This is a genomic window from Aminobacter sp. SR38, from assembly GCF_014843375.1.
GTDB lineage: Bacteria > Pseudomonadota > Alphaproteobacteria > Rhizobiales > Rhizobiaceae > Aminobacter > Aminobacter ciceronei.
On the sequence record NZ_CP062112.1, the window covers coordinates 5,529,595 to 5,542,731 of the forward strand.

Consider the following 13,137-nt stretch of genomic DNA (forward strand, 5'->3'; position numbering starts at 1 on the left):
GTGGCAATTATGTCACGCTAATATGTGGGCGGATATGCCTCGCGATCGAGGCTCGATTCGCGTGCGCTGGGCAATGGAGCGATGTTTGGTGCGGACGGCGGGGATCGAACCCGCATAGCCGAGGCTGAGAGATTTTAAGTCTCTTGCGTCTACCAGTTTCGCCACGTCCGCTTGGCTCGCATTTCAACTGCGCAGGCGATTCCGTCAACTGGCCTTGTGCCGCCACCGGACCGTGACGGGCAATTGGTGCCCTGAATGGGGGCTGCCGCGCCATCCAGCTCGGGTCTGGATCGCGTCCCGCCGCGTGGGAACGATCAACTCCAGCAGGTGCTTGCCTTATGCGTCCGGTGTTCCGAGAAGCGCTTGTGGCTACTTCGTTCCGTTGAAATCGAGCAGTGGGGACACCGCTGCAGCATCCTTTTTCACCGACTTGCGGGGCGTCTTTCTGGCCGGCTTCTTGCCCGCCTCCTTCGTCGCGACATTTGCCGCTTCCTGCGGTACTGCGGCCGGCAAGGCCGCCTTTGCAGGCGTGGGTTTTGCTGCGGCCGGGGCCGCCTTTTCTGTGAACTTGATTGCCATGCTGTCCGCCATTTCATCGCGCCGCGAGTCAGCGGCCTTGGCCCTCCATACACGATTTGTTCCGCTTGGGGGCAATGAAGGACATGGTCGATGCGACGAACGGCGGCGAGCCGGCGCAGCGGTCGATGGCGATCGCTTGTTGCGGTCGCCTGCAAAGGCAGAACGGGCGCTGCGGTTGAAAGTCTACTTCCGGTCGATGAACTCCAGCACCGATCTGTTGTACTCGTCCGGTGCCTGCAGCATGGCGAAGTGGCTGGCGTTGGGCAGGATGATCAGCTCGGCGCCGGGAATGATCGAGGCCATGTATTCGGTGTGCTTGCGCGTCACCGCCTCGTCATGGTCGCCGAGAACGATGGCCGTCGGCGCCGTTATCGTCGCCAGCTGTTCCTTGGTCCAATTCGGCTGCGTCTTCCACATCTCGCTGATCTGGCCGACGAAGGCGTCGTATTCGGTCGGCGTCTTGGACATCCTGGCATAGTCCCTGCCGGAGCGCTCGATATAGGCGCCGAAGGTCTTGTTGGTCTCGACACCGGGATCGACACCATCGGTGGTGACGTTGGCAGCATGTGCGTAGAGCCGCGTCAGGCGCTCCGGGTGCTTCATGGCGATGTCGATACCAATGATGCCGCCGTCGCTCCACCCGACGATCGCGGTCTTGTCGATCTTGAGATGGTCGAGCAGCGCAAGATAATCTGAGGCCATCAACTCATAGCCGAAGGGTTCGGTGGTGCGTGTCGAGCGGCCATGGCCGCGGCTGTCGGCGACGATCACCTTGTGGGTCTTGGAGAACTCGGCAACCTGGCTTGCCCAGATGTCGGCATGGCCGAGACCGCCATGGATCAGCAGCACCGGGTCGCCCGAGCCGTACACGACATAATACATGTCGATGCCGTTGACCTTGGCATAGCCGGTTTCGGTGGAGGCCGGCATGGCGGCCGGTTCCGGCAAGGTCAGCCAACGCTCTTCAGCGCCCACTGCAGCAATGGAAAACAGTGAAACAAAAGCAACAACAACGGCAGTCCAGAAAGAACGCATGCCCGCCTCCGCCCATCTTGTGCGGCAAGTGACTGCCAATGCGCTGGAAAAGTCAACGGGCGGAAGATCCGCCCGTTGGTTTTGCTGCAAGTTGCTGGTTTTTGATCAGCCTTCTTCCTCGACGAAGACCTCGTCTCGCTTCTTGCGAACGGCCGGCAGCAGCACGACGATCAACACGCCCGCGGCTATCGCCAGCAGCAGGGCGCTGATCGGGCGGGTGAAGAAGGTCGTCGGGTCGCCGCGCGACAGGATCATGGCGCGGCGCAGGTTTTCCTCGAGCAGAGGTCCGAGCACGAAGCCGAGCAGCAGCGGCGCCGGCTCGCAGCGCAGCTTGACCAGCACGTAGCCGATGAAGCCGAAGAAGGCGACCGCATAGAGGTCGAAGACGTTGGAGTTGACGCTGTAGACGCCGATTGCACAGAACGCCATGATGATCGGGAACAGCACGTAGTAAGGCACTGTCAGTAGCTTCACCCACAGGCCGATCAGCGGCAGGTTGAGGATGATCAGCATCAAATTGCCGATCCACATCGAGGCGATGATGCCCCAGAACAGCGCCGGCTGCTCGGTAGCCACATTGGGGCCGGGCACGATGCCCTGGATGATCATCGCACCGATCATCAGCGCCATGACGGGGTTGGCCGGGATACCGAGCGTCAGCATCGGGATGAACGAGGTCTGGGCACCGGCATTGTTGGCCGATTCCGGACCGGCGACGCCGGCGACCGCACCCTTTCCGAACTCTTCCGGGTTCTTGGAGACGCGCTTCTCCACCGTGTAGGAGGCAAACGCCGCAAGGATCGCGCCGCCGCCGGGCAGGATGCCGAGTGCGGAGCCGATTGCCGTGCCGCGCAGGATGGGTGCTGCCATCGCCTTGAAGTCCTCGCGTGTCGGCATCAGGCCTGACACCTTGGCCATCAGCACTTCGCGGGTCTTTTCGCTTTCGAGGTTGCGCAGAATCTCGGCGATGCCGAAAACGCCGACGGCGACCGCGACGAAGTTGAGCCCGTCGGCATATTCGCGGATGCCCAGCGTGAAGCGTGGCGTTCCGGTGTAGATGTCGGTGCCGACGAGGCCGAGCAGCAGGCCGAGAACGACCATCGCCAGTGCCTTGACGATCGAGCCATGGGCAAGGGCGATGGATGAGACCAGGCCGACGACCATCAGCGAGAAGTATTCTGAGGCACCGAACTGCAGCGCGATCGCCGTCAGTGGCGGCGCGAAGATAGCAACCAGGAAGGTCGACACCGTGCCGGCGAAGAACGAGCCGATGGCGGCGATCGCCAGCGCCGCACCCGCACGTCCACGCCGGGCCATCTGGTAGCCGTCGATCGCGGTGACGGCGGACGAGGATTCGCCCGGCATGTTGATCAGGATAGCCGTGGTCGAGCCGCCATATTGCGCGCCGTAATAGATGCCGGCGAGCATGATCAGCGAGGAGACGGGGTCGCCGATCTGGAAGGTGATCGGCAACAGCATGGCGATCGTTGCGGTGGCGCCGATGCCGGGCAGCACGCCGATGAGCGTGCCGAGCAGCACGCCGATCAGGCAGAAGCCGAGATTGTAGAGCGTCGAGGCGGTGGAGAAGCCAAGCGCGAGATTGTCGAAGAGTTCCATCTCATACCCCTCAGAACGGCAGCCAGGGGCCGAAGCGCTGGAATGGCAGGCCGAGTGCGTAGCTGAACACGACGACCGAAAACAGAGTCACGCCGGCGGCGAGCAAGACAGCAGCCAGCGGCTTCATCCGGGTCGAGGCGAAGGCAGCGATCAGGCAGGTGATGAAGATCGACGGCACGAAGCCGAGGCCGCGCACGGTGAGGCCGAAGAATATCGGCGCAGGCAGGATGAAGGCCAAGCCGCGCCAGGCGATCGGGCCGATCGGCTCGCCGGCTATGCGGGTGGCCTGGACGATGACGATGCCCCCGAGCAGGATCAGTACCAGAGCAAGCACGAGCGGGAAGTAACCCGGTCCCATGCGGAAAGTGGTGCCGAGGTCGAGGCCGAGCGACTGGATGGCGAAGAAGGCGCCGGTTGCGACGAAGATCGCGCCGCAGGCTCCATTGGTTGGGTCGATGGCGAGGTTTTTCATGCGAGGCCCTCTGCTGGCGCCTGACGTTCTGTGGCTGCCTTGTTCTGTTCCCCGTCCGCCTGCCTTGGCCTGGTCACGCCTGAGGGCGACAAGGGAGCATCGAACGCGCGCATGATCGCGCGGCGTCGGCAATTGGCAAGGGGGTGCAGCGAATGGGCTTCTCCGTCGGGAGAAGGGGCAGCCGGAGAAGGGCCGCGCCGGAGCGCGGCCCGGGTCGTGGCTTAGTCGGCGAACTGGCCGGCAGCCTCGATGATCGGCTTCCAGCGCGCGATTTCGCCTTCGAGCTTGGCCTTCAGTGCTGCCGGGGTCGCGTCCGCCTCGGACGACGGGATGGTGCCGAGCTCGGCGAAGCGGGCAACGACGTTGGGGTCCTTGAGGGCCACCTGCAGCGACTTCGACAGGCGTTCGGTCACCTCGGCAGGTGTGCCCTTGGGCGCGTAGACGCCGTGCCAGATGCCGACTTCCATGCCCTCAAGACCGCCTTCCTTGGTGGTCGGCACGTCCTTCAGCACGTCGAGGCGGGCAGGCGAGGTGACGGCATAGGCCTTGATCGTGCCGGCCTGGATCTGCTTGGTGGTGTTGGTGGTCTGGTCGCACATGATGTCGACCTGGCCGCCGAGCAGATCGGTCATGGCAGGGCCGGTACCCTTGTAGGGCACGGTGACCAGTGGCGTGCCGATGGCGCTCATGAACAGCATGCCGCACAGATGGGATGCTGCACCGATGCCGGCGTTGGCGACGGTGACGGTGTCCTTGTTGGCCTTGGCGTATTCGACGAGACCCTTGAGATCGGTCGGCGCGAGGTCCTTTTTGGCGACGATGGTCATCGGCACTTCGGTGACCAGGCCGACATATTCGAAGGCGTTCAGCGTATCATAGGCGAGCTTGCGGTACAGCGTTGCACTGGTGGCCATGCCGATGTGGTGCAGCAGCAGCGTGTAGCCATCCGGATCGGCGGAGGCGACGCGGCCGGCGCCGAGCGTGCCGCCGGCACCGCCGACGTTTTCGACGATGACCTGCTGGCCGAGATCCTTGGACATCGATTCAGCGACGAGACGGGTGACGGTGTCGGTCGGGCCGCCGGCGGCGAAGGGCACGACGACGGTGATGGTGCGTTCGGGATAGCCCGCGGCATTGGCAGCAAGCGGGAAAATGGCAACGGCGGCTGCCGTCGCCAGCGAGGCGATAAGTTTCTTCACGGAATCCTCCCAGATATCGGAACTCGACCTCCGCCTTGACCACAGCTCCTCCGGGGCCGGCGTCGGATGGCCGATTGGGCGGCAGCCGGAGCCGTTCCGCAATGTCACGCAGCCACGGTTGACGCATAAAATGCCATGTCGACCTCGATGGTGGGTGGAAAAGGTAACATCGGCCTTTCCCGGTGTGTGGAATTCCACACACCAAGCGGCAGCTACTGCTCGGAGGCATCCGCCATGCCGACCTGATTCTTGTCGAGACCATAGCGCTGCATCTTCTCGTAGAGCGTCTTGCGCGAGATGCCGAGCTGCTCGTAGACCGGCTTGAGGCTGCCGCCATGAGCGACGAGGGCTGCCTGGATGACGTTCTTCTCGAAGCCGGCGACGCGCTCGGCCAGGCGCTCGTCGCCGTCGCTGGAGCCCTCTTCGGTGGACTGCAGCCCGAGGCCGAGCACGAAACGGTCAGCGGCGTTGCGCAATTCGCGCACATTGCCGGGCCAGTCGCGCCGGGCGATGTCGGCGACGATGCGGGGCGGCACCTCCATCGCCTCGCGGCGGTAGCGCCCGCTTGCTTCGCGCACCAGCTGCAGGAAAAGCAGCGGCACGTCCTCGCGGCGCGCCGTGAGCGCGGGCATGCGCAAGGTCACGACGTTGAGCCGGTAGAGCAGGTCGGCGCGGAAGCGTCCGGCAGCAACCTCGGCGTCGAGGTCGGCCTTGCTGGTGGCGATGAAGCGCACGTCGAGCGGTATCGGCTCGTTGGAGCCGAGGCGAAAGATGATGCGGTCCTGGATGACGCGCAACAGCTTGGCCTGCAGGTCTGCCGGCATCGAGCCGATCTCGTCGAGAAGCACCGTGCCGCCACGGGCATGCTCGAACTTGCCGTAGCGTGGGCGCAGCGCGCCGGGGAAGGCGCCGGCCTCGTGACCGAACAGCTCGCTCTCGATCAGGGTTTCGGGCAGGGCGGCACAATTGATGGCGACAAAGGGTTTGGTGGCGCGGCTGCTGATGTCGTGCAGCGCACGCGCTGCCACTTCCTTGCCGGTGCCGGTGTCGCCGATGATCAGCGCGTCGGCATCGGTTCCGGCAATGGCGCGCAGCTTGTAGCGCAACTCGACCATGATGTTGCTGCGGCCGGGCAGGCGGGCCTCAAGGTCGTCGTTCTTGCCGGCTGCGGCGCGCAGCTCCCGGTTCTCGAGTACGAGCTTGCGCCGGTCGATGGCGCGCGCCGCCATTTCGGCAATGTGCTGGGAGGTGAAGGGTTTCTCGATGAAGTCGTAGGCGCCCTCGCGCATGGCGCGCACGGCAAGCTGGACATCGCCATGGCCGGTGACCAGGATGACGGGAATGTCGGGGTCGACCTCGTGGATGCGTCCCATCAGCGTCATGCCGTCCATTCCGGGCATGCGGATGTCCGAGACGACGACGCCGTTGAAGCCCTGGGTGATGAAGTCGAGGGCGCGCTCGCCGCTAGGGCTGTCCTGGACGGCGAGGCCGGCGAGGTCGAGCGACTGCGCGGTCGATCGGCGCAGCTCGTCCTCGTCGTCGACCAGAAGCACGACCGGCGGCTTCATTCCGCGGCCTCGCGCATGGCGGAGCGCATCGCATCGAGCTCGATCGTGAACAAGGCCCCGCCCTCAGCATGATTCATGACACCAAGACTCCCACCGAAGTCTTTGATGATATTGTATGAAATCGAGAGCCCGAGACCAAGGCCCTTGCCCACGCCCTTGGTCGAGAAGAACGGGTCGAAGATGCGTTCGGCGATGGCCTTGGGCACGCCGGGTCCATGGTCGCGTACAGTGATGGTGACCTTGCCGGCCTTGCGCCTGGCCATCAGTTCGATGCGGCGGTCGGGCAGGCCTTCGACGGCGTCGGCGGCATTGGTGACGATGTTGACCAGTACCTGCTGCAGGCGCACCGAGCCTGCCTTGACCGTCAACGGGCTCGGCCCGAGGTCGACGGACAGTGTCGCATCCGCTGCCTTGAGACGCCAGCCGACGATTTCCTGGGTGTCGTGGACGACCTCCTGCAGCGACACCGGGCCGAGCTTCTGGTTCGGCTTGCGGGCGAAATTGCGCAGATGCCTGCTGATCGAGGCCATGCGGTCGGTGAGGCTCGAAATACGCGAGACGTTGTCGCGGGCCTCGGCGACGCGCTCGCGGTCGATCAGGATCGCGGCATTGTCGGCATAGGTCTTCACCGCAGCCAACGGCTGGTTGAACTCGTGCGACAGTGCCGCCGACATCTGGCCGAGGGCCGCGAGCTTGCCTGCCTGGATGAGGTCGGCCTGGGTCTGGCGCAACTGTTGCTCGGTGGCGCGGCGCTCGGCGACCTCGGTTTCCAGCCGTGTGTTGACCAGTGCCAGGTCGGCTGTGCGCTCCTCGACGCGGCGTTCGAGCTCCTGTTGCGCCGACTGCTGCATCTGCATGCGTTCGTCGAGCCGAGCACGGCGCTGCAGGACGATGGCACCGGCGAGTGCCGCTAGGCCGAGCGCCAGCAGGGCAAGCACGACAGCCGTCAGCGACTGGGCGCGGGCGGAACCCGTGTCGGCCAGCACATGCACCGTCCAGCCAGCCTCGGGCATCTCCTCTGCAACCTCGAGGAACTCGCGGGTGTTGCCGCGTTCGCTGATCGCCAGCAATTCGCGGCCGTCGGCCATGAAGCGCGACACGGGCAGGTTGCGCAGGATCGCATCGGAATAGCGACGCGAGGCGGTGGTGCGCGCCAGCATCTCTGAAGTCAGCGGCTTCATGCTCGAATAGAGCCAGAGCGGGCGGCTGCTCATGAAGATGATGCCTTCGGGGTCTGTAACCGTCAGCTCGAAGTCGCCGCCGCGCCAGGAGGCCTCGATCTCCTCGATATGGACCTTGAGCACGACGACGCCGGCGACGCGCTCGCCGAGTATTACCGGCGCCGAGAAGTAGTAGCCGCGCATATTGGACATGACACCGAGCGCAAAGAAGCGGCCGATGCCGCCGCGGATGGCATCCTGGTAGTAGGGGCGGTAGGAATAGTTCTCGCCGACGAAGGTGGTGGGCAGGTCGTAATTGCTGGCCGAGATCGTGTCGCCGCCCGGCTTGATCAGATAGATGTCGGACGATTCGAGCAGACCGTTGATCGACTTGAGGTAGCGGTTGGCCACGTCGCGCAGCGCCTGGTCGTCGGGCGAGGCGAGCAGCAGCTGGATGTCGTCATTGTCGGCGATCAGCTGCGGCAGCGACTTGTAGCGGCTGATCTGGCCGGTGAGAGCCGAGACGGCAAGCCGGAGCGTCGTCTGTCCACGCGCCTCGGCTTCATCCATGTAGGCGCGCGTGGCGAGCCGGCCGCCCAGCACCACGATCGCAAGCGCCAGCGCTGCCAGGGCAAGCCCCGGCCACAACAAGCGGCGACCGTTAAGAAAATGCTGCATGACGCGGCCCGAACCGTTTCTGCCGCCAAGTATAGCGGGGCGGTGATGCCGCACAACCAAGGCTCTGTTTTCCGTCGCGGCTTTCGCTACAGTCGTTGCGAAAGAACACAGGATTCCTTGCAATGCCCAACACGACCGCCTTCGCCAAGCCGCGCCCCTGGACCGAGACCGCACCTGCACTGGTCGACGTCGCGATGGGCCGCAAGCCGGCCGACCTCGTCATCCGCAACGGTCGCTGGGTGAACGTGCATTCGGGCGAGATCATCCCCGGCACCGACCTAGCCATATCAGCCGGCCGCTTCGCATATTGCGGGCCCGACGCCAGCCACGCCATCGGCCAGGGCACCAAGGTCGTCGACGCCGGCGGGCGCTATCTCGTGCCGGGCCTGTGCGACGCGCATATGCATGTCGAGAGCGGCATGGTCACCGTCACCGAGTTTTCCCGCGCCGTCATTCCGCACGGCACCACCTCGATGTTCATCGACCCGCACGAGATCGCCAATGTGCTCGGCCTCAAGGGCGTCAGGCTGATGCATGACGAGGCGCTGGCCATGCCGATCAACGTCCATGTGCAGATGCCGTCCTGCGTGCCGTCGGCGCCGGGGCTGGAAAATGCCGGTGCGGTGCTGACAGTCGAGGACGTTGCCGAGGCGATGAGCTGGGAGAACATCGTCGGCCTGGGCGAAGTGATGAACTTCCCCGGTGTCGCCGCCAACAACCCGGTTATGACAGGCGAGATCGCCGAGACGGTGAAGGCCGGCAAAACCGTCGGCGGCCACTATGCTTCGCCCGACCTCGGCCTGCCGTTTCACGGCTATGTCGCCGGCGGGCCAGAGGACGACCATGAGGGCACCCGCGCCGAGGACGCTATCGCCCGCGTCCGTCAGGGCATGAAGGCGATGCTCCGTCTCGGCTCTGCCTGGTACGACGTTGCCAGCCAGATCAAGGCTGTGACCGAGATGGGCATCGACCCGCGCAACTTCATCCTCTGCACTGACGACAGCCATTCCGGCACGCTCGTTCATGACGGGCACATGGACCGCGTCGTTCGCCACGCCATCCAGCAGGGGTTGAAGCCGGTGACCGCGATCCAGATGGCGACGATCAACACCGCCCAGCATTTCCGCCTAGAGCGCGAGATCGGTTCGATCGCGCCGGGCAGGCTGGCCGACGTGCTGATCGTCTCGGATCTGGCCGAAATGAAGATCGACGAGGTTTATGCCCGCGGTGTGCGCGTCGCCAAGGCTCGCAGGCTCGACATCGACATTCCGGCCTATGCCTATCCCACTGAGGCCAAGAACACGGTCAAGCTTGGCAAGCAGCTCGGCGCGCTCGATTTCGACATCAAGGCACCCGAGGGCGCCAACGAGGTGCGCGTTCGTGTCATCGGCGTCATCGAGAACCAGGCACCGACGCGCGCGCTGGAGGCCGACCTGCCGGTCGAGGATGGGCTGGTCGGCATGGACCGCCGCAACGACGTCTGCCAGATCGCGCTTGTCGAGCGCCACCGGTCCACGGGGCAGGTGACCAACGCCTTCGTCTCGGGCTTCGGCTACGTGAAGGACTGCGCGCTGGCGTCGACTGTCGCCCATGACAGCCACCACATGATCGTCGTCGGCACCAACAAGGCCGACATGGCGCTTGCCGCCAACCGGCTCGGGCAGGTCGGCGGCGGCGTGGTGCTGTTCTCCCAGGGCAAGGAGCTAGCGCTGGTCGAGATGCCGATCGCCGGCCTGATGTCGGACGAGCGCGCCGAGATCGTCGCCGCCAAAGCCGACAAGCTTGTGCAGGCGATGCGCGACATGGGCTGCAGCCTCAACAACGCCTACATGCAGCACTCGCTGCTGGCGCTGGTGGTGATCCCCGAACTGCGTATCTCTGATGTCGGCCTGGTCGACGTCAGGACCTTCGAGAAGGTCGATCTGTTCGTCTGAGCTGGAGCGCCACGAGCAACGACAAAAGAAAGGGCGCCCGAGGCGCCCTTTTTCATTCCGGAGGTAAGCGGCCTTACTGCAGCCCGCCGAGCATGTTGATGCGGTCAGTGACCTCGCGGTCGCTGGCAAAGCCGTCGTCGGCGCGCAGGCGCTGGCCGAGCAGCTTCACCATCTGCGGGTTGTCGGCAAATTTGGTGTGGTTGAAGCTGTCCGCACCCTTTGCATCCGACAGGTCGACGACGATGACGCCGTATTCGGCGAGGTCGGCGGCGTTCTTGTAATCGCCGAGGCGCGGCTTGGAGCCGGCCAGGATGCCCGACAGCTTGAGTGCGCGGTCGTCGCCCGAGGTCATCAGGAAGAACGGCTTGGTCGGCTTGCCGTAGCGGCGCATCTGGCTCTTGAACACGTCGACGTCGATGTCGGGCGAGGCGAGAACCACGTCGCCGAGCTTGCCGCCAAGGTCACGGTCGCCGGTCAGCGCCAGCTGGCGCAGCGCTTCCATGGTCACCCAGGTGCCCATCGAATGCGCGACGATGTCGATGCGGCGCGCACCCGACTGGGCGAGCATGCGCAAAGTCACCTCGAGCTGGTCACGTGCGGCCGCAGCACTTTCCCTGTCATAGACATAGTCGGTCGTGCTGCCGCCGGACGCCCATGAAAACAATACCGGCGTGCCGGTATAGCCCGAGTCATGCGCGATCTGGGTAGCGCGGTAGACGCCGGCGTCGAAGGAGGTGTTGTAGCCGTGCACGAAAAGCATGGCGCGGCCGCCACGCGCGGCGATGTCGGCACTCAGCGCCTTTGAGAATTCGGGCTGCGTCTGGTAGCCGACCGCGTTGGTGGCGGTGAAGAATTTGGTCGGATCCGGGTCCTTGCGGCCGCGCAGTTCGATCTGGCCGGTTTTGTGGACCTTGGGAACGGTCACGTCGACGCGGGCGAAGTTCAGCGTCGCCGAACGGTCGCGGTCGAAGACCTCCTTGTTGTCGGCGGCGTACTGGCGCGTCGAGGCGACGAAGATCGCATGGTTGCCGGCGATCTCCTGGACCGGGACATTGACCACGGCCCCCGTCAAAAGCGCGCCGGACGGCTGCCCGATGCAACCGGACAACAGGAGGGCGGCGATGACAAGGCAGTACTTCGACGGCGACACTTTGGCGATCTCTCTGACGGGCAGTGCATTCAGCATGCCTTCCTCCCGATCGGCTGATAGTGGCGGAAGTAAGTCGGGTCCAGCCGAAAGTAACAGCTTCGGCGGAAGTCGGCGGAGGAGTGTTGCCGGATTGCCGAAATTGTGGCGGAAACAAGGGCTTCCGCACCAGAGTTCACAGAGTTAGCGACCCCAGAAAGTTGGCGTGAAGATCACGAGCACGGCGAGGATTTCAAGGCGGCCGAGCAGCATTGCGGCCGAGCAGATCCACTTGGCGGCATCGGGCAGCGAGGCGAAGTTGCCGACGGGGCCGATGATCGGGCCGAGACCGGGGCCGACATTGGTGAGGGCGGTAAGCACGCCCGTCATCGACGTCACGAGATCGAGGCCGGTGGCTGCCATCAGGATCGTCCCGATGCCCCAGATGACGAAGAAGGACGCGATGAACAGGACCACCGCGCTTTGCATTTCAGGTGGCACGGAGCGGTCGCCATAGCGCACCGGCGTCACCGTGTTGGGATAGATCAGGCGGCGCAGGCCGTTGGCCAGAAGTTCGAACAGGATCAGGAAACGGTAGGCCTTGATACCGCCGGTGGTGGAGCCGGAGCAGCCGCCGAGAAAGGTGGCGACGAAAATGCAGGCGACGGCAAACGGCCCCCAGAGCGTGTAGTCGTCGGAAGCGAAACCGGTCGTCGAGATGATCGACATGAAGTTGAAGGCGGTGTGGCTGAGGGTCATGAAGAACGGCATGCCGGTGCGGACGCTGAGATAGACTGCGACCGCCACCGCAAAGACGACGCAGTAGCCGGCAAAGATCCGGATCTGCGGGTCGCGCAGCGCGTCGAGCCGGCCGCGAACGGCAAACAGGATCATGATCGAAAACGGCAGCGAGCCGATGAACATGAAGGTGGTTCCGATCCACAGGATCGCAGGCTCGCCTGCATAACGTATGAAGGACGTGTCGCTGGTCGACATGCCGCCCGTGGCGAGCGTTGCCATGGCGTGATTGACTGCATCGAAGCCAGTCATGCCTGCGGCAGCGTAGGCGAAAGCGCAGGTGACGACGAGCGTGGTGTAGATGCCGATCAGGCTGACCGTGAAGGTCTGGAAACGCTCGAAGGGGCGGTCTTCAATGTCGGAGGATTCGATCTTGAAGTAGGAAACGCCGCCGATATTGAGGAACGGCAGCAGGAACAGGCCGAGCGCAATGACGCCGAGGCCGCCCATGTAGTTGAGCAGCGAGCGCCAGATCAGAACGCCTGGAGGCGCGGTGTCGAGCCCGCTGATGACGGTCGAGCCTGTCGTGGTGATGCCCGAGACCGATTCAAAAAAGGCATCTGTGACGCTGAGCTGCAGTGACGACGTCATGAACGGCACGGCCCCCGCGATCGCCAGCGTGAGCCAGAGGAAATTGACCAGCAGGAAGCCGAAGCGGGTGTTGGCGGGAGGCGTGCGCCCCTGTGTCGCAAGCGCTATGGCCAGCGACAGGCCGCCCATGAACAAGGCGGTGAAGGCGAAGGAGCGCCAGTCGTCATTGCCGTAATAGAGGTCGACGGCCGCCGGAAGGAGCATTGCAACGGACAGGTAGATGGCAAAGACGGCTGCGATGTGGATCGCGGCGCGGACGGCAATTCTGTTCACCGAGACGTATCCCCAAATGTATCGCGGCGAGCCAATCTGTCGGCCTGGACCTGGTGGCGGGAGCCGGACAGTGGCTTCACGGCGCCGAATATGCAATAGCGCAGGGA

Annotated in this window: 10 protein-coding genes and 1 tRNA gene; 1 reads left to right on the forward strand and 10 read right to left on the reverse strand. The window is 64.4% G+C overall.

The features are described 5' to 3' along the window. Window positions 1–86: 86 nt before the first annotated feature. The 8 genes from IG197_RS27095 to IG197_RS27130 form a co-directional block, all read right to left on the reverse strand. A tRNA-Leu gene (locus tag IG197_RS27095) sits at window positions 87–171 on the reverse strand. A gap of 198 nt (window positions 172–369) precedes the next feature. Then, entirely contained in the window at window positions 370–579 is a 210-nt protein-coding gene (locus IG197_RS27100) for a hypothetical protein (protein WP_067961490.1), read from the reverse strand. A gap of 183 nt (window positions 580–762) precedes the next feature. Further along, on the reverse strand, window positions 763–1,614 hold the full coding sequence (locus IG197_RS27105; protein ID WP_192316005.1) for an alpha/beta fold hydrolase: 852 nt from the start codon (window positions 1,612–1,614) through the stop codon (window positions 763–765). A 105-nt stretch (window positions 1,615–1,719) separates the two neighbouring features. Continuing rightward, window positions 1,720–3,231, reverse strand: a complete 1,512-nt coding sequence (locus tag IG197_RS27110; RefSeq protein ID WP_067961494.1) for a tripartite tricarboxylate transporter permease — start codon at window positions 3,229–3,231, stop codon at window positions 1,720–1,722. A gap of 10 nt (window positions 3,232–3,241) precedes the next feature. Then, the gene (locus tag IG197_RS27115; RefSeq protein WP_067961496.1) at window positions 3,242–3,703 is read right to left on the reverse strand and encodes a tripartite tricarboxylate transporter TctB family protein; all 462 of its coding nucleotides are present in this window, start codon (window positions 3,701–3,703) and stop codon (window positions 3,242–3,244) included. Window positions 3,704–3,924: 221 nt separating this feature from the next. Then, window positions 3,925–4,902 (reverse strand): tripartite tricarboxylate transporter substrate-binding protein, encoded by a 978-nt coding sequence (locus tag IG197_RS27120; RefSeq protein WP_192316006.1) that lies wholly within the window; start codon window positions 4,900–4,902, stop codon window positions 3,925–3,927. A 212-nt stretch (window positions 4,903–5,114) separates the two neighbouring features. Further along, window positions 5,115–6,470, reverse strand: a complete 1,356-nt coding sequence (locus IG197_RS27125; protein ID WP_192316008.1) for a sigma-54 dependent transcriptional regulator — start codon at window positions 6,468–6,470, stop codon at window positions 5,115–5,117. Beyond that, window positions 6,467–8,308 carry a sensor histidine kinase gene (locus tag IG197_RS27130; RefSeq protein WP_246765259.1) on the reverse strand — a complete coding sequence of 614 codons (1,842 nt, stop codon included), beginning with the start codon at window positions 8,306–8,308 and terminating at the stop codon, window positions 6,467–6,469. The genes IG197_RS27125 and IG197_RS27130 overlap by 4 nt, the downstream gene beginning before the upstream one ends. Window positions 8,309–8,430: 122 nt before the next feature. Here IG197_RS27130 and ade point away from each other — a divergent pair, with 122 nt between their 5' ends. Continuing rightward, window positions 8,431–10,242 carry an adenine deaminase gene (gene ade, locus IG197_RS27135; RefSeq protein ID WP_192316010.1) on the forward strand — a complete coding sequence of 604 codons (1,812 nt, stop codon included), beginning with the start codon at window positions 8,431–8,433 and terminating at the stop codon, window positions 10,240–10,242. 73 nt (window positions 10,243–10,315) lie between these two features. Here ade and IG197_RS27140 read toward each other — a convergent pair whose 3' ends face one another. Next, window positions 10,316–11,428 (reverse strand): alpha/beta hydrolase, encoded by a 1,113-nt coding sequence (locus tag IG197_RS27140; RefSeq protein ID WP_246765260.1) that lies wholly within the window; start codon window positions 11,426–11,428, stop codon window positions 10,316–10,318. 144 nt (window positions 11,429–11,572) lie between these two features. Beyond that, complete coding sequence (locus IG197_RS27145) at window positions 11,573–13,030, reverse strand: TrkH family potassium uptake protein (protein ID WP_192316012.1); 1,458 nt, start codon at window positions 13,028–13,030, stop codon at window positions 11,573–11,575. Window positions 13,031–13,137 lie beyond the last annotated feature (107 nt).